Source organism: Cryobacterium sp. M15 (assembly GCF_002929675.1).
Taxonomy (GTDB): domain Bacteria; phylum Actinomycetota; class Actinomycetes; order Actinomycetales; family Microbacteriaceae; genus Cryobacterium; species Cryobacterium lyxosi.
In genome coordinates this window covers 153,406-175,245 of the sequence record NZ_PJJW01000038.1, presented here as the reverse complement: position 1 = coordinate 175,245, position 21,840 = coordinate 153,406, and the positions used below count along the sequence as shown (strand labels likewise).

The 21,840-nt window shown below is 60.3% G+C and carries 21 protein-coding genes; 10 read left to right on the top strand and 11 right to left on the bottom strand.

What is annotated here, in order from left to right; all coding sequences use genetic code 11:
• Positions 1-8: 8 nt before the first annotated feature.
• From CXY83_RS10505 to CXY83_RS10495, 3 genes are read right to left on the bottom strand one after another with little or no spacing between them, the layout of a single operon-like run.
• Positions 9-839, bottom strand: coding sequence for a carbohydrate ABC transporter permease (locus CXY83_RS10505; RefSeq protein WP_104197296.1), 831 nt, complete (start codon positions 837-839; stop codon positions 9-11).
• Positions 826-1,707 (bottom strand): carbohydrate ABC transporter permease, encoded by an 882-nt coding sequence (locus CXY83_RS10500; protein ID WP_104197295.1) that lies wholly within the window; start codon positions 1,705-1,707, stop codon positions 826-828. The genes CXY83_RS10505 and CXY83_RS10500 overlap by 14 nt, the downstream gene beginning before the upstream one ends.
• Positions 1,697-3,127, bottom strand: a complete 1,431-nt coding sequence (locus CXY83_RS10495) for a CCA tRNA nucleotidyltransferase (protein ID WP_104197294.1) — start codon at positions 3,125-3,127, stop codon at positions 1,697-1,699. Before CXY83_RS10495 ends, CXY83_RS10500 begins: the two co-directional genes overlap by 11 nt.
• Positions 3,128-3,207: 80 nt before the next feature.
• Between CXY83_RS10495 and CXY83_RS10490 the strand changes: the two genes are divergently transcribed.
• The 6 genes from CXY83_RS10490 to CXY83_RS10465 all read left to right on the top strand — a co-directional run bounded on the left by CXY83_RS10490 (position 3,208) and on the right by CXY83_RS10465 (position 11,099).
• Positions 3,208-5,526, top strand: a complete 2,319-nt coding sequence (locus CXY83_RS10490) for a DUF6049 family protein (protein ID WP_146069910.1) — start codon at positions 3,208-3,210, stop codon at positions 5,524-5,526.
• Positions 5,519-7,144 carry a murein biosynthesis integral membrane protein MurJ gene (gene murJ, locus CXY83_RS10485; RefSeq protein WP_104197292.1) on the top strand — a complete coding sequence of 542 codons (1,626 nt, stop codon included), beginning with the start codon at positions 5,519-5,521 and terminating at the stop codon, positions 7,142-7,144. The genes CXY83_RS10490 and murJ overlap by 8 nt, the downstream gene beginning before the upstream one ends.
• 183 nt (positions 7,145-7,327) lie before the next feature.
• On the top strand, positions 7,328-8,299 hold the full coding sequence (gene trxB, locus CXY83_RS10480) for a thioredoxin-disulfide reductase (RefSeq protein WP_104197291.1): 972 nt from the start codon (positions 7,328-7,330) through the stop codon (positions 8,297-8,299).
• A gap of 10 nt (positions 8,300-8,309) precedes the next feature.
• Positions 8,310-8,633, top strand: a complete 324-nt coding sequence (trxA, locus tag CXY83_RS10475) for a thioredoxin (RefSeq protein WP_104128743.1) — start codon at positions 8,310-8,312, stop codon at positions 8,631-8,633.
• Positions 8,634-8,735: 102 nt separating this feature from the next.
• A complete protein-coding gene (locus CXY83_RS10470; RefSeq protein ID WP_369831151.1) occupies positions 8,736-10,100 on the top strand; it encodes a PLP-dependent aminotransferase family protein in 1,365 nt (454 codons plus the stop codon).
• 42 nt (positions 10,101-10,142) lie between these two features.
• Positions 10,143-11,099 (top strand): D-alanine--D-alanine ligase, encoded by a 957-nt coding sequence (locus CXY83_RS10465; RefSeq protein ID WP_104197290.1) that lies wholly within the window; start codon positions 10,143-10,145, stop codon positions 11,097-11,099.
• A gap of 361 nt (positions 11,100-11,460) precedes the next feature.
• Here CXY83_RS10465 and CXY83_RS10460 read toward each other — a convergent pair whose 3' ends face one another.
• From CXY83_RS10460 to rpmH, 8 genes are all read right to left on the bottom strand, one after another.
• Positions 11,461-12,423, bottom strand: coding sequence for a ParB/RepB/Spo0J family partition protein (locus CXY83_RS10460; RefSeq protein ID WP_104197289.1), 963 nt, complete (start codon positions 12,421-12,423; stop codon positions 11,461-11,463).
• Positions 12,423-13,376 carry a ParA family protein gene (locus CXY83_RS10455; RefSeq protein WP_104197288.1) on the bottom strand — a complete coding sequence of 318 codons (954 nt, stop codon included), beginning with the start codon at positions 13,374-13,376 and terminating at the stop codon, positions 12,423-12,425. Before CXY83_RS10455 ends, CXY83_RS10460 begins: the two co-directional genes overlap by 1 nt.
• 76 nt (positions 13,377-13,452) lie before the next feature.
• Positions 13,453-14,118 carry a 16S rRNA (guanine(527)-N(7))-methyltransferase RsmG gene (gene rsmG / locus CXY83_RS10450; protein WP_233200832.1) on the bottom strand — a complete coding sequence of 222 codons (666 nt, stop codon included), beginning with the start codon at positions 14,116-14,118 and terminating at the stop codon, positions 13,453-13,455.
• A gap of 56 nt (positions 14,119-14,174) precedes the next feature.
• The gene (locus tag CXY83_RS10445) at positions 14,175-14,738 is read right to left on the bottom strand and encodes a protein jag (protein WP_369831155.1); all 564 of its coding nucleotides are present in this window, start codon (positions 14,736-14,738) and stop codon (positions 14,175-14,177) included.
• Between the two features lie 38 nt (positions 14,739-14,776).
• Positions 14,777-15,751 carry a membrane protein insertase YidC gene (gene yidC, locus CXY83_RS10440; protein ID WP_104197286.1) on the bottom strand — a complete coding sequence of 325 codons (975 nt, stop codon included), beginning with the start codon at positions 15,749-15,751 and terminating at the stop codon, positions 14,777-14,779.
• Between the two features lie 8 nt (positions 15,752-15,759).
• A complete protein-coding gene (yidD, locus tag CXY83_RS10435) occupies positions 15,760-16,071 on the bottom strand; it encodes a membrane protein insertion efficiency factor YidD (RefSeq protein ID WP_104197285.1) in 312 nt (103 codons plus the stop codon).
• Positions 16,068-16,382, bottom strand: coding sequence for a ribonuclease P protein component (gene rnpA / locus CXY83_RS10430; protein ID WP_369831154.1), 315 nt, complete (start codon positions 16,380-16,382; stop codon positions 16,068-16,070). The genes yidD and rnpA overlap by 4 nt, the downstream gene beginning before the upstream one ends.
• A gap of 86 nt (positions 16,383-16,468) precedes the next feature.
• Positions 16,469-16,606 (bottom strand): 50S ribosomal protein L34, encoded by a 138-nt coding sequence (gene rpmH / locus CXY83_RS10425; RefSeq protein WP_010204566.1) that lies wholly within the window; start codon positions 16,604-16,606, stop codon positions 16,469-16,471.
• Between the two features lie 472 nt (positions 16,607-17,078).
• Here rpmH and dnaA point away from each other — a divergent pair, with 472 nt between their 5' ends.
• The 4 genes from dnaA (at position 17,079) to CXY83_RS10405 (ending at position 21,839) form a co-directional block, all read left to right on the top strand.
• A complete protein-coding gene (gene dnaA, locus CXY83_RS10420) occupies positions 17,079-18,497 on the top strand; it encodes a chromosomal replication initiator protein DnaA (protein WP_104197283.1) in 1,419 nt (472 codons plus the stop codon).
• A gap of 480 nt (positions 18,498-18,977) precedes the next feature.
• Positions 18,978-20,135: a DNA polymerase III subunit beta gene (gene dnaN, locus CXY83_RS10415; RefSeq protein ID WP_104197282.1), complete on the top strand. Its 1,158-nt coding sequence runs from the start codon at positions 18,978-18,980 to the stop codon at positions 20,133-20,135.
• Positions 20,136-20,140: 5 nt separating this feature from the next.
• Entirely contained in the window at positions 20,141-21,307 is a 1,167-nt protein-coding gene (gene recF / locus CXY83_RS10410; protein WP_104197281.1) for a DNA replication/repair protein RecF, read from the top strand.
• Complete coding sequence (locus CXY83_RS10405; RefSeq protein WP_134571401.1) at positions 21,300-21,839, top strand: DUF721 domain-containing protein; 540 nt, start codon at positions 21,300-21,302, stop codon at positions 21,837-21,839. Before recF ends, CXY83_RS10405 begins: the two co-directional genes overlap by 8 nt.
• Position 21,840: the final 1 nt, after the last annotated feature.

Here is a 21,840-nt window from a genome sequence, read left to right as displayed (position 1 = left end):
GGACCAGCCTACGCAGATCCCGTGATGGTGATCGACCGCACGAAGCTGCGCTGGAACATCAGGAACAGTGCAAGGAGCGGAACGAGCGCGAGCGTGGTGGCCGCCATCACGAGTGTCCAGTTGCCGTTGAACTGGCTTTGCAGGCTGGCTGTGGCCACGGTCACGACCCGCCATTCGGCACCGGTCGTGACCACGAGCGGCCACATGAAACTGTTCCAGTGGCTCACGATTGTGATGAGGGTCAGGGTAGCGATGATCGGGTGGGACAGCGGCACGACGATCTCGACCAACACGTCGAGCGTGTTCGCCCCATCGAGCCGGGCAGCATCGATGAGTTCCTGGGGAATTCCCCGAAAATATTCGCGCAGCAAAAAAATCGCATAAGGGGAAGCGAACGCGAATGGCAGCACGAGACTCCAAAACGAGTTGCGCAGCCCGGCCTCGGTCATCATGAGGTACAGCGGCACGACAAGCACGACCGGCGGAATCATCAGGGTCGACAGATACACCCAGAACAGCACCTGGCGACCGGGAAACTCGACCCGGGCGAAGGCATAGGCGGCGAGGATCGAGCAGATCAACTGCCCGACCAGAATCAGCACGGCCGCAAGTACCGTAATCAGGATGGCGCGCCCGAATTGGGCCGGACCGTTCAGCAGCAGCGCAAAGTTCTCCAGGGTGAACGGGTCAGGCCAGCTCAGCGCCGACTGCTGCGCGAACTGCCCACGCGTCTTGAACGCGGTCAAGATACTCAGCAGGAACGGGCCGAGGGTGAATACGGCGCCAAGGACCAGCACCAGGTAGACAGCGGCCGTGGTGGAGAATTTAGTCCATCTCATAGGTGACCCTCCGGCGAAAATAGAGCTGCTGGGCGAGGGTGATGACAACCAGGATGACCAGCAGGACGACGGCCATGACGGCCGCGCGTCCGAGGTCGAAGGCGTCGAAAGCTTCGTAGTAGATGCGCGCGGCCACAACATCCGTCGATCGTGCCGGGCCGCCCTGGGTGAGCGCGTACACCTGGTCGAAGACCTGAAAGGCCGAAATAACGGTGGTGACCAACACAAAGAACATCGTTGGACGCAATAGGGGCAGCTTGATGTGCCAGAACATCTTGGCCGCGCCGGCCCCGTCGATGCGGGCCGCCTCGAGAATCTGCCCGGGAATGTTGAGCAGCCCGGCCATGAAGAACAGGGTGACGTAGCCGACGTTGGTCCAGATCACCACTGCAGCCACGGCCGGCAGCGCCAGTGCGGGGTCACTGAGCCACTCGACGCGCTGCCCGAGCAGGGTGTTGAGTGCCCCGTCAGTGGGCGCGAGGATCCATTTCCACACCACTCCGAGAGCGAGTGGTGCGCAAATCCACGGCAGTACATAGACGGTGCGAAACCAGGCCGACCCCGGCAGACCGCGCGTAAGCAGAGTGGCCGCGGCGAGTCCGATCAGGGTTTGAATCGGGACCACGAGCGCGACAAAGATGAGCGTTACCAGCAGTGAATTTCCAAAGACACCGTCACTGAGAACGGATCGGTAGTTCTCGAGACCGACGAAGGTGATCGGGCCGATCAGGTCCCAGCTCTGAAAGCTGAGCCAGAGCACGACGAGCACCGGCAGCAGGAGAAAGCAGACTACGCCGAACAGACTGGGCGCGAGCAGGGCATAGCCGGTGATCGCACTGCGTCGACGCAGGCTGCCTTTACTGGACACGCTCCGCCCACCAGTGAGTCAAACGGCGGGTGGCTTCTTCCTCACCCAGCGGGCCGTCATCAAGTCGTTGCTCGAGCAGATAACGATAGGCCTCGCCCACCTCGCGCCCCGGTTTCACGCCAAGCACGACCATGATCTGTTCACCGTCGAGGTCGGGGCGCACGGCGCCGAGCTCTTCCTGCTCGTTCAGCGCGGCAATACGCTGTTCCAGGTCGTCGTACGCGAAACCGAGCCGGTCGGCCTTGCGCCGGTTGCGGGTCGTGACGTCGGCACGGGTGAGAATGTGCAGCCGTTCCAGCTGATCCCCAGCGTCGCGCACATATCGGCGGACGGCAGAGTCGGTCCAGGCTCCCTCGGTGTAGCCGAAGAAGCGCAGGTGCAACTCGATCAAGCGAGCGACAGCGTTGATGGTGTCATTGTCGAAGCGCAGGGCGCGCAGTCGCTTCTTCGCCAGCTTCGCCCCGACCACGTCGTGGTGATAGAAGCTCACCACTCCACCCGGTTCGAGTTTGCGGGTGGCCGGCTTGCCGATGTCGTGCAGCAGCGCGGCGAGGCGCACAATCAGGTCGGGAGCCTCAAGGTTGCCGCGTGATTTCTCATAGCCCATGGCCTGCTCCAGCACGGTGAGGCTGTGCTGGTACACGTCCTTGTGATGGTGGTGCTCGTCGATCTCCAATTGCAGCCCGGGAATCTCGGGGAGCACGATCTCGGCCAGGCCCGACTCCATGAGCACTTCGATGCCGGCGCGTGGGTCCTTCGAGACCAACAGTTTCGACAGTTCGTCACCGATGCGTTCGGCCGACACGATACGAATGCTCTCCCGCATCTTCTCCATGGCCAGCGCGGTGTCAAGGTCCAGCGTGAAACCCAGCTGCCCGGTGAACCGAGCCGCGCGCAGCATCCGCAGCGGGTCGTCTCCGAAAGAAACCTCCGGAGTGCTCGGGGTGCGCAGTCGTTTGGCCAGCAGGTCGTCGATGCCGCCGGCCGGATCGACGAGCGTCAACTGGGGCAGGCGCAATGCCATCGCGTTGACGGTGAAGTCGCGGCGCAGCAAGTCGGCTTCCAGGTGGCGTCCGAACACGACGTCGGGCTTGCGGGTGGTGCCGTCGTAGCTGTCGGCTCGATAGGTGGTGATTTCCACGGTCTCGCCGGCCAGGCTGGCACCGATCGTGCCGTATGCCCGGCCGATGTCCCACTGCGCTTCCGACAGTGGCTTGACGAGCGCGAGGATCTGGTCGGGGGTTGCATCCGTGGTGAAATCCAGGTCGTGCAGTGGACGATCAAGGAACGCATCGCGCACCGGACCACCGACCAGAGCGAGTTCATGGCCGGCCAACGCAAATGCGTTCGCCAGACGGGATACCGTGGGAGTGGCAGCCAGGTCGCCCAGTCGTGCGAGGGCTGCCGCGACGCTCTGCATAAGCCCCATATTAGTTGGCATCCTGGGGCGCGCAGTCGCGGTGCAGGCCGCTCTAGGTCGGTACGCCGTAGAATCCCCTTATGGTGGCCGAGTCAGATCCCGCGCATCGGCCCGCGCTAACGGTTGCCGCGTGCGCTGCCGTGCGCCCGGCCGGACGCGGGTTAGGTCATCGGGGATTGCTTTCGATCACGGCGTTTCTGGCAGGATTGCTCACCTTGGCCGCCCTGATTTTGGCACCGACGTTCTCTCTTCCAGTGGCCCACTCCAACACGGAGAACAGCATGGTCACGAGCGCCGCAACCCCCGAAAACACCATTCGCGTCACCGTCTCTCCGACCACTTCGCCGCAATTGACGCCAGGCCAGGATCTGATTCTGACGGTGACCGTGCACAACAACACGGATGCTGACATTCCGACCGGCCGCATCGATGTGTACCTCGCGCAACTCGCGCTCACCACACGAGCTGCGCTCGATAGCTGGCTGCGGCCCAATGAGGACACAAACTCCGGCGACCAACTGGTGAGCGTGCCAACGACAGAAGTTATTCCGGCTCGTGCCAGCACGAACCTCAGCATCACGGTTCCGGCCGAGGCCATTGGATTGACCGACCGAAACGCATGGGGATCCCGTGGGCTCGCCGCGATCCTCACTGTGGCTGACGTAATTCAGGCGCAGGGCCGCGGCACATTTGTCTGGTCGCAGGGCAGCGCCATCACCCCGGTCGAGCTGGCTTCCATCTTGCCGATCACGACCCCGGAAAGCGCGACCGGCCTGATCACCTCGAAGGCGCTCGAGGCGTACACAAGCTCGGTCGGTCTGCTCTCTCGCCAACTGGATGCCGCCATAGATACCCCTACGGCAACGATCGCCCTTGATCCGCAGATCATCGCCTCGATTCGCGTGCTCGGCACCGCAGCTCCGGCGTCGGCCGTGGCTTGGCTCGACCGCCTGGCCGGGGCGAGCAATGACATTTTTCCACTCGGTTACGCGGATGCTGACATCGCGTTGCAAGCGCAGGCCGGAGCCACGACGCTGCTCGCGCCAACCTCTTTCCTGTCGGCGATTGACGCCAATCTGTTTGTCGTGCCCTCGGCCGCACCACTCCCTGAACCCACGACCAGACCGACCGATGTGCCCAGCATCACGTCCCGTAACAGGGCCACAACTGCCCCCTCCCCAACGCCCACCCCGACTCCGACATTGGAACCCGGTGCAACGGTCATTCCCTCGACCAGTGACCTGTTGGCGTGGGATTACACGAGCACCGCGATCGGGTGGCCGGTCGCCGGGCACGTTGCGCGCACCGACCTCGGCGTGTTTGCCGCGAGCGGCCAAACCACGACCATCCTCTCCAGCGGCAACGTCGAACAATCCGACGTCTTCACCCCGAACGCCGCGTTCACTCTTCCGGGCGGGCTGGCCCTCGTCAGTGACTCCGTGCTCTCGACCGCCGTCCGTGCCGCCGCCGAGGCAACGACCGAGGACGAGTGGCGGGTCAACATCTCCGAAGCTGCTTCGCTTTTGGCGATCGTGTCTGCGGAGAACCCCAACGCGGCACGCACGATGTTGGTCACTTTCGATCGCAGCAGCCCGGCGAGTGCGACCCGGATCGCTCAGACCCTCGCGGCGCTCGATTCTACGGCTTGGTCGAACGCGGCTCCGCTGCAGTCAGCCGTGAACTCCGCCCCGGCCACCACGGTGACGTTTCACGACCAGGCCATTGACAGCAACCGGGTCACGCTCGCCCGCTCCCTGTTGCAGCGCGAGGGGGCGATCGCTGAATTCGCCACCATTTTGGCCGACCCTATCGCGTTCACCGCGCCGGCACGACTGAATTTGCTGGCCCTTCTGGACACGACCTGGGCTTCGCAGACAGCGGCCTGGGATATGCAGGTCCAGGCGAGCCTTGCTGCTTCCTTCGACCTGATTCACGCCGTGACCGTCACCACCCGTGGACCGATTATTGTGGTGGGCAGCAAGGTCGACCTCCGCATCACGCTCAATAACGCTTTGGACCAAGCCGTCACCGTGCGCGCGGAGATTGTGCCCTCCAACGGTCGACTCGTTGTCGGTGACACCCTCGAGACTATTATTCAGCCCAACTCCGCACAGGCGGTTTCCGTGCCGGTCAGCGCTGCCGTCGGTAATGGCGACGTCGTCTTGCGAGTCACTTTATTCACCCTGAACGGCACTCCGCTGGGCCAGCCGGCCCCCATCGACGTCAGCGTGCGCGCCGACTGGGAAGGAGTCGGCGCCAGCATCTTCGCGGTCCTCGTGGTCGCCTTCTTCGGTTTCGGCATCTGGCGTAACATCGTGCGCCGGCGCCGGGAACGCGCCGGTGAGGAATCCGCTCCTGCAGGCGACAAGGTGTTGCCGGAGGAAAAATCCGATGTCTGACACCGTGACCGGAACCGGCGGAATCGGTCGAGCGAGTGCGTTCCTGGCCTCGGGCACGATCGTGTCGCGCATTCTCGGCTTCGTCAAGGTCATCGTGCTCGCCGCCATAATCGGCCAGTTCGGCGCCGCTGCCGACACTTTCGCGATCGCCAATCAGCTGCCGAATACGATCTATGTGATCGTCGCCGGCGGAATCCTGACGGCCGTTCTGGTTCCGCAAATCGTTCGGGCCAGCCTGCACGCCGACGGCGGCACGGCGTACATCAACAAACTGCTCACGCTGGCTTTGGTCGTGCTGTGTGCGACGACCCTCGCGGCTACCCTGTTGGCCCCGATCATCACCGGGTTCATCGGCTTGAACCTGCCACAGAACGAGAAGGCGCTGGCCGTGGCATTCGCCTACTGGTGCCTTCCGCAAATGTTCTTCTATGGCCTCTACACGCTGCTGGGCGAAGTCCTCAACGCCCGCAAATCCTTCGGACCATTCACGTGGGTGCCGGTGCTCAACAACCTCGTAGCCATCGCCGGCCTGGTCGTTTTCGCGACGCTGTTTCGCCCCGACCCATTCGGTGATCGTTCGGCTGCCGAGATCACATCGGCCATGGTCGCTGTGCTGGGAGGCAGCGCCACCCTCGGCGTGATCACCCAGGCCGTCGTGCTGTTCTATTTTTGGCATCGCATCGGTTTGCGCTATCGCCCGGACTTCCACTTTCGCGGCGTCGGTCTCGGGGCCGCAGGAAAAATGGCGAGCTGGACCTTCGGCATGCTGCTGCTCACCACTTTCGCGGGCATCGTCGAAACGCAAGTCGTGACGCTGGCACACGGTAAGGCATCCGTTGCCGTTCTCGCCACCGCCTGGCTGATCTTCATGCTGCCGCACTCAGTGATCACGGTGTCGGTCGCGACGGCCTACTTCACCCGCATGAGCGAACATGCCGCACGCGGTAATTGGACTCTGGTAAAAACGGATGCCTCGAGCGCGATTCGGGGAACGTCGTTGGTGATCGTGCTCGCTGCGGCCGTCATTGCGGTCTGCGCCTACCCTTTCGCTGCCGTCTTCGTGGCACCATTCGACCAGGTGCAATCGATCGGCAACGTCATCATTGCGTTCATTCTGGGACTCGTGCCGTTCTGCGTGTTGTTCGTTGTGCAACGAACTTTTTATGCTCTCGGCGACACACGCACACCGTTTTTTTTCACCCTGTTCCAGGTCGTTCTGCTGGTCTGCGCCGTGGTGGCATGCGCGTGGCTGCCAACAGACTGGATTGCCGTGGGCATCGCCGGTTCAATCACTGTGACCGGCACGCTGCAGGCCATTCTGGCCGCGCTGCTCCTGCGCCGTCGAATGCACGGTATCGACGGGCGCCGTATTCTTCGCAGCCTGGTGAAATACCTGGTCGCCGTCATCATTCCATTGGCTGCGGGTCTGACCCTCATGGTGATCCTGGGGGGCGGTGTCGAGAATGGCTTCGCGGTGTCCTCGAGGCTCTCGGCGATGGTCTCCATGGCTCTGATCGGTATGATCATGGCCGCGAGCTACTTCGGCCTGCTGCTGCTCATGCGCAGCGACGAGCTCACAGCGTTCCTGACGCCCTTGCGTGAACGATTGCGCCGCTGAGTACCACGATGCGCGCAGTCGCCCCAGCGCCGGGGTGAAGGCTGCACCCGGTTTTACCCAACCCGTGCCGGTGCAGCGCATCCAAGCTGGGAAGCCATGGAATAGCAGCCGATTAGGATGTGTTGTATCGAAGCGTGAGGCGGGATATTGCCCGTCTTGCCCATTACTGCAAGGAGCGTGCGCGTGCGTCAGATCATCATCATCGGTTCCGGACCGGCCGGCTACACGGCGGCGATTTACGCCGCCAGGGCCAACCTCAAACCGTTTCTGGTCGCCAGTTCGGTGGAGGCCGGCGGTGAATTGATGAACACGACCGACGTCGAGAACTTTCCCGGCTTCCCGGAAGGCGTCCAGGGCCCCGACCTGATGACCAAAATGCAGGAGCAGGCGGAACGCTTCGGCACCGAGGTCGTCTATGACGACGTCGAATCTATTGACCTGTCGGGACCCATCAAGACGGTCACCCTCGGCAACGGTGACGTTGAGCAGGCGCTCACGGTCATTTTTGCCACCGGTTCCGCTTACCGCAAGCTGGGCCTCAGTGATGAAGAACGTCTCTCCGGCCGCGGCGTCTCCTGGTGTGCCACCTGCGACGGTTTCTTCTTCAAGGGCAAAGAAATTGCCGTGATCGGCGGTGGAGACTCCGCTATGGAAGAAGCCACGTTCCTCACCCGGTTCGCCTCGAAGGTGCACGTCATCCACCGCAAGGGTGAATTGCGCGCATCGAAGATCATGCAGGAACGTGCCTTCGCAAACGACAAGATCGAATTCACTTGGAATTCCGAGGTCGTCGGCATCACCGGCACCGACGCTGTCGACGGCCTCACCCTGCGCGACACGGTCTCTGGAACCGAAACCAGCCTGCCTGTTGGTGGTGTGTTCGTGGCGATCGGCAACGATCCACGCACGCACCTCGTGCACAAGCAGCTCGACCTCACACCGGAAGGCACCATCGCCGTCGCGGGCCGATCCTCGCTCACCAGCCAGGCCGGCGTGTTTGCGGCGGGCGACGTGATCGACTCCAGCTACCGTCAGGCCATCACCGCAGCCGGCTCCGGCTGCGCGGCCGCTCTCGACGCAGAGCACTACCTCAGCACCCTTCCCCCTGCCTTGCTGGCCCAAGCCGGCGACACCGAACTCGCAACAGTTAACTAAGGAGCATCACATGACCGCACGATCCGTTACCGAAGCCAACTTCGAGCAAGAAGTCATCAACAACGAGAAGACCGTTCTGGTGGATTTCTGGGCCGAGTGGTGTGGCCCTTGCCGCGCCGTCAGCCCGATCCTCGACCAGATTGCAACCGAGAACGCCGACAAGCTCGACATCGTCAAGCTTAATGTCGACGAGCACCCCGCCTTGGCCGCGAAGTACCAGATCACCTCCATCCCCGCGATGAAGGTCTTCCAGAAGGGTGAGGTCGTCAAGACCGTCATCGGCGCCAAGCCGAAGCCGCAGCTCGAGAAGGACCTGGCCGACTTCCTCGTCTAAACCAGTTTCCACGCGATCAAACCCGTCCGGCATCGACCGGGCGGGTTTTTTCCTGCCCGGTACCACCCCATACGATAAAGAACACAGTAGAACGGATGTGACGTGACAATTCAGGGTTCCCCTCAGGCCGGCGCTGTGCAGACAAGTACTGCGCAGGGCGGCAACAACCTCGACCCGTGGTACCACCACTACGCCGACCGAGCCGCCGGGCTCAAGGCATCCGAAGTGCGCGCACTCTTTGCCGTGGCTTCCCGCCCCGAGGTGGTCTCACTCGCCGGCGGCATGCCGTACGTTGCCGCCCTGCCACAGGATCTCGTCATCAACGCCATGGACCGCGTCATGCGGGAAAAGGGTGCCACCGCCCTGCAATATGGCTCTGGTCAGGGAGTTCCCTTGTTACGAGAGCAGATTCTCGACGTCATGGCACTCGAAGGCATCAAGGCCAATGCTGACGACGTGGTCGTCACGACCGGCTCCCAGCACGCCCTGGAATTGGTGAGCAAATTGTTCCTGAACCCCGGTGACGTCGTTATCTCCGAAGGCCCCAGCTATGTCACCGCCATGGTCATCTTCAAGTCGTATCAAGCCGAGATCGACCACGTGCCGATGGACGAGAATGGCCTGATCCCTGCAGCACTGACCGAGCACATTGCCGCCCTCAAGGCAGCCGGACGCACCATCAAGTTTCTGTATACCATCCCCAGCTTTCACAACCCGGCGGGCGTAACCCTCAGTTGGGCCCGGCGCCTGGAAATTCTACAGATTTGCCGCTCGAACAACATCTTGGTGCTCGAGGACAACCCCTACGGGCTGCTTTATTTCGACAAGCCTGCACCAGACGCCATCCGCTCGCTCGAGCGCGACGGCGTCGTCTACTTGGGCACCTTTTCCAAGACGCTCGCCCCCGGCTTCCGGGTGGGCTGGGCACTCGCCCCGCACGCGATCCGCGAGAAACTCGTGCTCGCCAACGAGGCGGCCGTGCTCTCTCCCAGTTCCTTCACCCAGATGGTCATCTCGGAATACCTCTCTACGGCCGACTGGAAAGCGCAAATCAACACGTTTCGTGGTGTCTACCACGAACGCAAGAATGCCATGCTGGCTGCCCTGGATGAGTATCTCCCCGACCTGAGCTGGACCAATCCGACCGGTGGTTTCTACGTCTGGGTGACCCTACCCAAACAACTCGATTCCAAAGCGATGCTTCCTCGTGCGGTCAAGGAACTTGTCGCATACACGCCCGGGACCGCGTTCTACGCTGACGGTGATGGACGCCAGAACTTACGTCTCGCGTTCTGCTATCCCACCCCCGACAGCATTCGACTTGGCATACGCCGACTGGCTACCGTCATTCGCGGCGAACTCGACCTACTGGATACTTTCGCGGGCACAGGATCACTCGGAGCTGCCCCAGATCGACCTGGTATCCACAATCCGCGTTTCGGCGGTCCGCCAGCAAATATCTCCTAAGTTCGCTTTACTACCCACACCCAGCTAGGAAAAAACCTGATCATGAGCGAATTCTCCGCACTTAAAATTATTGTGCTGGCGGGCGGCATCTCCCATGAACGTGACGTGTCGCTACGTTCTGGCCGACGCATAGCGGATGCCCTCACCGATGAAGGCCACTTCGTCACCGTGCTCGACCCTGGCGCCAACTTGCTGGGCACACTGGCAGAGCAGGTTCCTGACCTCATCTGGCCCACCCTGCACGGCGCCACCGGAGAGGATGGCGCACTGCTGTCCCTGCTGGAAACCACCGGACTTCCTTTTCTTGGCTCGCGCGGTCCCGCCGCCGCTCTCGCCTGGAACAAAGCCATCGCTAAAGAACTGGTTCTGCGGGCTGGTTTCGCTACTCCCCCAGCCATTGCCCTATCGACCGAAACCTTTCGCGACCTCGGCGCCGCGAGCGTGCTGGAGCATCTGGTGAGCGCTATCGGCTTACCGCTCGTCGTCAAACCAGCCCAGGGTGGTTCGTCCCAGGGCGTCACGATCGTGCGCACTCCCGCCGACCTCCCACGCGCCATGGTCGACGCGTATACCTACGCCGACACCGCCCTGGTCGAGGCCTACATTGACGGGACCGAAGTTACGGTCGCCGTACTCGACACCGGGGACGGGCCAACGGCTCTGCCAATCGTGGAAATCGTCCCCCTCGACGGCGTGTACAGCTTCGAGGCCCGATATAACGCGGGTGAGACGGACTTCTACACCCCCGCCCGTCTCTCTGACGACATCTCCGTTACCGTCGCCACGGCCGCAGTCGCCATTCACACTCTCCTGGGGCTACGCCACCTCAGCCGAATCGACCTCATTGTCGACGCCGCCGGCACCCCGTGGTTTCTCGAGGCCAACGTACTCCCCGGCCTGACCGAAACATCCCTGGTTCCGCAGGCCATCGAAGCCGACCGCCGTACTCTCGGCGCCACCTACTCGGCCTTGGCGGTAAACGCCCTAGCCACTCAGTAGTGTGCCGTTTCACGTGAAACACCATCGCAGTTTCACTGGGCGATCCTGGTGTTTCACGTGAAACACCGTCCCGCCCCAACAGCACGTTCCACATGTTTCACGTGAAACGCTCTCGACCCTCTGCCACCGTGTCCCACGCTTCATGTTTCATGTTTCACGTGAAACACACCGTAACCGATGCGCACGAGCAATCATGACCAACTCATAGCCACGGTCCCAAACCAAACCCCAGCCCCAAACCAAACCCCAGCAGAAGGCGAGCCTTTAGGGAGGGCCACCGACGTCGGCAGCCCGGTCAAACACCGTGCCGCTACCTCAGTCCACCGTTTCACGTGAAACGCGACGTCGAAGGAGTCTCTGGTCAGCTGGCGCTAAAACCCGGTTCACCGAGAACCGTCAGAATGCGATTCAGATCACCAATGGTCGCGAAATCAACTGTGATCTGGCCTTTTCTTACCCCCAGATTGATCTTGACGCGAGTATCAAGGCGATCTCCAAGATGCTCTGCGATCTCGTCAAGATGCCCCTGGCGTCGACCCGGCAGCGGTTTCGCTTTCATGGCCCGCGGAACCGCAACCGCCGCGGCCTCAGCGGCGCGAACGGACAAATCTTCCTCGACGATTTTATCGGCCAGGCGCAGCATGCCGGCCGGGTCACCCACCGACAGAATCGCTCGCGCGTGACCGGCAGACAAAACACCAGCGGCTACACGTACCTGCACCGGTTCCGGCAGCTTCAAGAGACGCAGGGTGTTGGTGATCTGCGGACGCGATCGACCGATACGTTTTGCCAGTTCCTCCTGAGTAATGCCAAAGTCGGCAAGCAACTGCTGATATGCGGACGCTTCTTCCAGCGGATTCAGCTGCGCACGGTGCAGGTTCTCCAGCAACGCGTCACGCAGCATATCCACGTCCGCTGTTTCGCGTACAACAGCCGGAATAGTGTCGAGCCCAACCTCCTTGGTGGCACGCAGTCGGCGCTCACCCATAACAAGCTCATACTTGCCCGGTTCATCGGCCAATGGCCTCACAACGATTGGCTGCAGTACCCCAACCTCGCGAATGCTGTGCACCAGCTCAGCAAGGTCATCCTCGTCGAAAATAGTACGCGGCTGGGCCCGATTGGGAACAATGTCCTGAGGATTCAGCTGCGCCAGCCGGGCGCCCGCTATCAGCGGGACGTCGGAAAGAACTTCGGGGGAGGTATCCGCCACATCGGTTACGCCGCGCGGAAAAAATACGTCGACCGGGCGGGGCGCAGACGCGTCACCCTGCACCGGGATGAGTGCGCCGATACCGCGGCCGAGGCCGGTTCTTTTCGCCATTAGTGCTTTTCTTTCGTTTGGGGCCTATTTTCTGTTCGCGGTGCCCCACGATGGGCCATTTCTGCTGCTGCTTCAAGGTATGAGAGCGATCCTGCCGAGTTGAGATCGTAACTCACAACGCTCTGGCCGTAGCTCGGGGCCTCAGAAACGCGCACAGAGCGCGGAATAGCGGTGTTAAGGACCTGTTCTGGAAAGTGATCGCGCACTTCTTTGGCAACCTGGGTGGCCAGATTGGTGCGGCTATCGTACATGGTGAGCAGAATGGTCGAGACGACGAGCTCGGGGTTGAGATGCTTTTCGATGAGAGCGATGTTCTTGAGCAGCTGACTCAGCCCCTCGAGTGCGTAGTACTCGCACTGAATGGGAATGAGAACTTCGCGAGCGGCGACGAAAGCATTGATCGTTAGTAGACCGAGCGACGGTGGACAGTCAATGAAGACGTAATCGTACGGTTCGACCGCCTCGGAGAGGTACAGATCAAGCGCACGACGGAGTCGTTGCTCGCGCGCGACGAGCGACACCAGTTCAATCTCCGCACCCGCCAGATGGATCGTAGCGGGAACACAAAACAAGGCACCGAATTCGGGGCTCTTCTGTACGACTTCATCCATGGGCATGTCGTTGATGATGACGTCGTAGACGCTTGGTGTCTCGGCACGGTGCTCAACACCGAGGGCAGTAGAGGCGTTGCCCTGCGGATCCAGGTCGATGACCAGAACACGCGCGCCCTGGCGAGCGAGGGCGGCGGCCAGGTTGACCGCGGTCGTTGTTTTGCCGACGCCACCTTTTTGATTGGAAATCGTCAATACCCGGGTCTGATCGGGTTTTGGCAACTCGCCGGCAGCAATCACCTGGCGGCGGCGCGTCAGTTCGGCAATTTCGCGGGCCAGCGGTGTTGTCCCGTCGAAGCCTGCCGCTTTGCCGGTGTGCTGATCTTCAGCAGGATGTTTCACGTGAAACCTTTACGCTCGACGGTTGATGAGCCACCCGAAAGGGACCCCCGAACACCAAATCCAGTGACATTCGGGACTACTCCACTGTAGCTCTGATGACCCGGGTTACCTCAGGCAGCACGCCAGCGCCGAGGGTGATTACCTCAACCTTGCTCAGGCGATACTTGCGAATCGGCTTGGCTGCCGCCTGGATCTCACGCTCGGCGCCCTCACCTTTCATAAGAATGAGTTCACCACCACTGCGCAGCAGGGGAGCAGTCAGCGGAATCAGCTTGCTGAACGCACTCACCGCTCGAGCAGTCACCTGATCAAGTGGGTGCGCCAAGCGTGTGTCTTCGGCGCGAGCACGCACCACGGTAACATTCGGCAAGTGCAGGGCAGCGACCTGGTCATTCAGCCAGGCAACCCGACGTTCCATCGGTTCGATCAGCACGAAGTTCACGTCGGGCCGGGCGATGGCCAGCACGACACCGGGAAGACCAGCACCGGAACCAACGTCCCCCACGAGACCGGGGCGTAACAGCGGCGCCACAATGGCGCAATTGAGAATGTGTCGTGACCATAGACGCGGGAGTTCTAGTGGACCAATCAAGCCCAATAATTCGCCCTGATCAGCCAAATTGTTGGTAAACGCTCGCATAAGATCGATTTGGGGACCCAGAAGGCTTACCGCCGCTAACGGTTCAATCTCCAGTGTGACCGGATCGGACGCGCTCCGTGACGCCGGCGTGGATCCCGGAATGTTCGAAGCAGCACGGATCGGGTCCGGCGTGACGGATTGCGACATGACCAACGAGGCTACGCTGCGGTAATGACGGTGTGGCGGTCGCGGCCTTCACCGGACGACTCCGACCGGTACCCATTACTGGCTGCCACGATGTCGTGCACGAGTTTGCGCTCGTAGGAGGACATGGCCGGCAGGTCGGCCGCGGTCGCGCCGCCCTCAATCCGCTCGATAGCGTGGGCTACGAGGGTGGCGAGCTCAGCTTCGCGCGTCTCGCGAGATCCACCGATGTCCAAGATCAGGCGGGAGAAAGAACCTGTTTTATTCTGCACCGCGAGGCGAGTCAGTTCCTGCAGTGCGTTGACCGTATCTGGTTTGGAAAGCACTCGCAGATTGTCGGCGTCCGACGCTTTGACCGCCAGGTAGGCCCGTCCATTGCGGGCATCGATGTCAATATCGCCATCGAGGTCGCATATATCGAGAAATTCCTCGATGTAGTCCGCGGCAATGTCACCCTCACGCTCAAGCTGGTCGGTCGTAAGGGGGGCCTCAGTAACGCTCCCGGATTCGGAAGCGTCGGATGAGGGATCCGTTGTGTGAGCAATGACATCTGCACTGTCAGCAGTGACAGTGCCCACTTCGGTGAGGCCAGTTTTGTCCGTCACGGTGATCTCCACTACTTCTTCGGGCCGGTTTGTTTTTTGGCGCGGGCCCTGCCGACCGGCTGCTGGCGCTGAACGGGCTTGGCAGGTTCCTCCACCACAATGATGTCACCATCGGTCGCGATGAGCTTGCCTTTACGCGCCAAACGCTCTTCGCGAGCCTTGGCGGCTTCACTGCCAGGAGTCGGCATGTTTCGAATGACCAGGAACTGCTGAATCATGGTCCAGATATTGGAGGTAAGCCAGTAGAACATCACGCCGAGCGGGAAAGCAACACCGGAAAAGGCAAAGACGAGGGGGAGGAGATAGAGCATGATGCGCTGCTGCTTGAACATCGGACTCGCCTTGGTTTCCGGCGACATGTTCTTGGACACGATCTGCAACTGCGTGATGAACTGCGACGCGGTCATCAGCACCACCATGGTGGCGGCAATGATCATGACGGTGCCATTGAATGGGTTACCGGCGGTCCACAGCGACCACTGGGAGGCGAAAGTGTCGTGCAGCGGCGCATTGCCGAACAGTTTGGCGTTACCGAAGCTCTCGGCAAGGCTCTGGTCAAGCGGCCCGACACCGGCGTTGGACTTCTGGGCGTCGTTCAGCACCGAGAACAGGGCGAAGAAAATCGGCATCTGCAAGAGAAGTGGCAGGCAGGAACTGAGCGGGTTGGTCCCGGTCTTTTTGTACATGGCCATGGTCTCGCGGGACATCGCCTCGCGGGAGAACTGGTCTTTCTTCCCCTTGTACTTGTCCTGGATCTTCTTGAGCTGCGGAGCGACCTCGAGCATCTTGCGCTGGCTCTTGATTTGCCGTACAAAAACGGGAATCAGGGCGGCACGCACGACCAAGACGAGGCCGACAATGGACAGCACCCACGTGATGCCGTCGTTGTAGCCCATCCCCAAGCTGGAAAAGAGCCCGTGGAAGGCGACGAGCAGCAGTTCGACGACCCATTTCAGAGGCCAGAGGATCGTACCTATGAGGTCCATACTGTGGGTTAGCCCTTTCCGTGGCTAGGTGCGACAACAAAACCGAACGACGTCAGACGAAAGCGACGATTGCTTTTGAGTGGTACATCATCAATGCCGCCTGGTGACCACGGATGACAACGGCTCAGCCTGCGCACAGCAAGAGCGCAGCCCCACGCTAGTCCGTGTTCCTGAACGGCCCCCAATGCGTAGGCCGAACAAGACGGGTAAAACCGGCACACATCTCCATAGAGTGGAGAAATCACGGCTCGATACACGCGAAGAACCACGACACCGACGTTGCGGGGTATCAGGATAATCGTCGCGAGTACCGGGTTCATCGGCCCACGCTGTTCTTCCGCGCAGATTGCGGGCGGGAGAGGGAACGGTGAACTTCGTCGCGCAGCGCCTGCCACGCGATACTGCTCGCTCCCGGTAAAGCCCGGATGACAACATCCGTTCCTGCCGGAACGAGTGGGAGCAGTTCGAACGTGACCGCCTTGAGGCGACGCCGAACGAGATTGCGCTTCACAGCGTCACCCACATTCTTTGCGACGATAAAGCCGAAACGAACCGGAACACCGGCGACACCAGATTGATCTCCAGCGCTTTTTCGCACATAAAGAACGGTATGCGCACCAACGATCCGCACACCGCGCCGAACGACGCCTTGATAGTCACTGCCGCTCGTAATGCGATTTACGTGAGCGAGCACGAGAACCTGGCGACCATGAAAACCTACGCTGAGAGTTCGGTGCGACCCTTGCGACGGCGAGCACCGAGAATGGCGCGGCCCGCACGGGTGCGCATGCGCAGGCGGAAGCCGTGCACCTTGGCGCGACGGCGGTTGTTCGGCTGGAAAGTTCTCTTGCTCATAATTCAATCTCCACGTATTTGAATCACCGCTGGCCAAATTTCCTTCGGCCAAAACAGCAGCGCGCACAGAATATGGAAGCCCGCGGGATGGGGTCAACTGATTAAAACTACGGCCTCGGCCACGTCTGGTCAAACTCAGAGCCCGAATCGGGGGATTCTGCACAATAATGACTCCAACGTAAATGCCGAAGAGAGGATGCGTAGCGCCCGATGAATTCGCCTCGTTGCGCGGCAGTGACTACCGTAAAGTCAAGTTATCCACAGGTTGGTCGCACCAACCTGAGAATTCGGCTGATTTTGTACACAGGCAGTGGATAACTTTAACGATGAGTTCGGACCAAGAACTCACACGGGCCTCCAAAACTCGCCTCACGCGGGCCGATAGGGTCGGCGGCCGGTGTCCGGCATAAGGCCACCCGCATCCGCCGGTCGCCCAACAGTGAAAACTCGAAATGCACAGATTGTAGGAACAATGGCAGACGTAGAAGCGCCGATTGCTGAAACATGGCGGTCTGTTCTGACCACGTTGGAATCCGACGCCACCATCACACCCATGCTGTACGGATTTCTCAGCCTGGTCGAGCCGAAGGGCATCGCGGCCGGCACCTTCTACCTGGAGGTCCCCAACGAGTTCACGGCAAGCATGCTCAACCAGCGGATGCGGGTTCCCCTGCTGACGGCAATGGGCCAGCTCGATGAAGCGACTGCCGTTTCAACCTTCTATGTGGTCGTCAACCCCGAACTCGAGCAGGAATCGTTGCGACCGGTGCAACAAACGATGACCCCGCCAGACGTCATCACTCCCGCCCCCGCGCAATCGGTTTTTGAGGGCGCAGTCGCGGCACAGCCCCACGAAACCCGACTCAACCCCAAATACAGTTTTGACAACTTCGTGATCGGGCAATCAAACAGATTCGCCCATGCCGCCGCCGTCGCGGTAGCTGAAGCACCGGCCAAGGCTTACAATCCGCTTTTTATCTACGGATCATCGGGCCTCGGCAAGACACATCTCTTGCACGCGATCGGCCACTACGCCATGAGCCTGTACCCCGGGATCCGCGTTCGTTACGTCAGTTCGGAGGAGTTCACCAACGACTTCATCAACTCCATTGCGAACAACCGCGGCTCGGCTTTTCAGGCTCGATATCGAAACATCGACATCCTCATGATCGATGACATCCAGTTTCTTCAAAACAAAGCGGAGACCCAGGAAGCTTTTTTTCATACTTTCAACACCTTGCACGACCACAACAAGCAGGTAGTGATCACAAGCGATCTACCTCCCAAGCACCTCACCGGTTTTGAAGACCGCATGCGCAGCCGCTTTGAGTGGGGCCTGATCACGGATGTCCAGGCTCCGGACTTGGAAACCCGCATCGCTATCCTGCGGAAAAAGGCCCAGAGCGAGAAACTGCAGGTGCCACACGACATTCTCGAGTTCATGGCGTCGAAGGTCTCGTCCAACATTCGTGAGCTTGAAGGCACGTTGATCCGGGTCACCGCTTTCGCTAGCCTCAATCGCACGCCGGTGGATATGGATCTGGTTCAGACGGTGTTGAAAGACCTGATCACCCTGGACGAGGACAACGTCATCGCTCCGGTTGACATCATTACGAATACGGCCAATTACTTCAAACTATCCGTTGACGACCTCTACGGATCGAGCCGGTCACAGGCCATAGCTACCGCCCGCCAAATCGCCATGTACCTGTGCCGCGAACTCACGAATCTCTCTCTTCCCAAAATCGGGCAACTGTTCGGTAATCGCGACCATACGACCGTGATGTACGCGAACAAGAAGATCAGTGAACTGATGAAGGAACGTCGCTCGATTTACAACCAGGTCACCGAGCTGACCAACCGCATCAAGCAGGACCACCGGTACAAGTAGGTCACAGCCATCCGTGCAGGTCACGACCCTCGTTGTGACGGGGAAATCTGAGCGGTCCTTCCGGACGTTTTAAGCAGGTTCAACGTGCTTAGGCCCGGAGGGGCCGAATTTTTTTTTAGTTTTCACACCTGTGGATAACCCTGTGGAATTAACTCACACAACCGGTCATCGCCTGTAGAAACTCGGATGCACCCTGTGGAAACGTGTAATTCCTCCGTGCCGCGCTTGCCCAAACGAATGACAAACTTCCACAGCTCGCCCACAACTTACAAACGTGTAATTCCCAATGCCTGAGCGGTTTTCACAGAGTTATCCACAGTTTCCACAACGGTTAAGAAGATTAACAAGAATTTCTTAACCTTGATCTAGCCGACAACCTTGACGGCTGACGCCGATCAATCACGACGGTAACGAACCAGCCCATGAACACAGCTAGCATTGAGGACCACCCATCCGCCCGTCGAACGCAAGGAATGTTTCGTGAGATTTCAGGCCAACCGGGATGTCTTCAGCGAAGCAGTGTCCTTCGCGGTCAAACTTCTGCCTCAACGCACCACCCTGCCAATCCTGAGTGGTGTCCTCATCGAAGCCACCGCCACCGGCTTGATTCTCTCCTCGTTCGACTATGAGGTCTCTGCTCAAACGGAGATCTTGGCCGAGGTTGAAGAAACCGGCAAGGTTCTCGTCTCGGGGCGTTTACTCGCTGAAATTGCCAGTCGTCTGCCCAACGCACCGGTACGTTTTTCCACGGAAGATTCCCGCATCAAGGTCAGCTGCGGCTCTGCAAGCTTCACCCTCCTGTCTATGCCGGTTGAGGAATACCCCAGTATCCCTATCGTCACGACCCAATCCGGACTGGTGCCGGCTGAAGAATTCGCTGCGGCTGTTGCCCAGGTCGCTGTGGCGGCGTCGCGAGATGACGTCACCCCTGTTATTACCGGCGTACAGCTTGAGGTCACCGAAAACAGCCTGAGCCTGGTCGCCACCGACCGGTACCGCGTTGCGGTTCGAGAAATCGACTGGGACCCGGGCAGTAACACCGAGGACAACGGGCAAGGTACTGTCACGGCCCTCGTACCGGCTCGTACACTGCAGGAAGTCGGTAAGACTTTCGGCCACAGCGGAACCATTTCGGTCTCCATCACCAACAGCGACGACCGCGAATTGATCGCGTTCACCGCGAACAAAAAGACCGTGACCTCGTTGCTCATCAAAGGCAATTTCCCTCCGGTTCGCCGATTGTTCCCCGCAACCGTTGACAACTATGCGGTGATGAACACGGCTGACCTCATCGAAGCCACACGGCGCGTGCAACTTGTACTCGAACGTGAAGCCGCACTGCGTTTCACCTTTGCCACTGACGGGGTCACTTTGGAAGCCGTCGGCTCCGAGCAGGCACAGGCCTCGGAAACCATCGATGCCATCCTTTCCGGGACCGAGACCGTCGTCTCACTCAAGCCACAGTTTCTTCTGGATGGGCTCAGCGCTGTCCACTCCGAATTTGTGCGGATTTCTTTCACGAAAACAGACAATCCGAATAAGCCCGGGCCGGTGTTGATCACCAGCCAGACCTCGCGCGAGCAAGCCGGAGTGGACAGCTACAAGTATCTGCTCCAGCCCAACCTGCTGCTGCGCTAACGCCGGTGCGGGTTACCCACCTCTCACTAACCGACTTTCGAAACTATTCGAACGCCGAGGTTGCTTTTGTTCCGGGTCCGAACCTCATCGTCGGGCGTAATGGACAGGGCAAAACCAACCTGGTCGAGGCACTCGGCTTTCTGAGCACACTGGGGTCGCACCGAGTCTCCACGGATAAGGCCATGATTCGAGCCGGCCAGGACGCCGGCATAATCCGAGCCAGGCTCGAATACAACGGCCGCGATATCCTCGCCGAGGTGCAGCTCAACCGCTCCGGTCAAAACCGGGCGCAGGTTAATCGGTCGGTTATCAAGACCCGTGATTTGCCCCGGTATTTTTCGAGTGTGGTCTTTGCACCGGAGGATCTTGCCCTCGTACGGGGCGACCCATCGGGGCGGCGTAAGTTTCTCGACCAACTTTTGGTGCTTCGCAATCCGCGCCTGGCTGCAGTGCTCAGCGATTATGACCGTGTGCTCAAGCAACGCAATACCTTACTCAAATCGGCCCGAGCATCGGGAGTGCGTGGTAACCAGCTCTCGACCCTCGAAATCTGGGATGAAAGGCTCGTGGAGTTCGGTTCTGAGATCATCGACGAGCGCGCCAAACTTGTGCGGCAGCTCGGTGAGCCGTTGCGCGCGGCGTATCGAGCCGTCGTCAATGAAGACCATGGTCCGGCCCTGGTGGCGAGCTTGAGCATTCTCGGTGCTGATGAAGACGCCGATCTCGGCGTGATCACGCCCCTCGCCTCTAGACCGGCGGTGTCGGTGGAATCATCCACCAATGAGATCTTTCGTGCAGCGCTGGTCGGCCTGCGAAAACGCGAGCTGGAACGAGGCATCACTCTGGCTGGACCGCACCGCGATGACCTGGTTTTCATGCTCAATGCCTTGCCGGCCAAGGGATATGCCAGCCATGGGGAATCGTGGTCGTTCGCGCTGTCGTTGAAACTTGCATCCGCTTCGTTGTTGCGGCAAGAGTCAGCCAGCGGCGACCCGGTGTTGATCCTCGATGACGTTTTTGCCGAGCTGGATCTGGACCGCCGGGCCAGGTTGGCCGCCGCGATCGAGTCGTACGAGCAGGTTTTGATTACGGCCGCGGTTCTCGAAGACGTTCCCGCAGCGCTTGTCGCACACACCATCCACATTCATGCCGGAGTCGTCACCAATGGTTGACGAAAATGTTCCACGTGAAACAACCAACGTCGACGATTCCGTGGAATTCAGTACCAGTGAAGCTGCCAACGTCTACCTGCGCTTCAAGAGCATTTTCGGCGATCCCAATGCCAGGCGTGCGCGCGGTCGTAAGCGAATTGCGCCGGTTGCCGGCTCGAGTGTCCCGTTCGGGATCGGACGCGACCCGCGCGGTCTCGGTGACACGATCAATTCGCTGACGCTGCAGTTGGGGTGGAACTCTCCGTTGGCCCAGTCTGAACTCCTCGCAACGTGGGCAGAGCTTGCAGGCGAAGAAACTGCCAACCATTCGACCCCGGCCGGCATTGACGACGGTGTGCTCACGGTGCGCTGTGAATCCACCGCCTGGGCGACCCAACTCCGACTCATGCGCAATGTGATCATGGAACATATTGCGAATCGGTACCCGGATGCTGGTATCCAATCAATTCGTTTCCAAGGGCCCAACGCGCCGTCCTGGAAAAAGGGCCCCAGATCAATTCCAGGGCGTGGTCCACGCGATACCTACGGGTAAC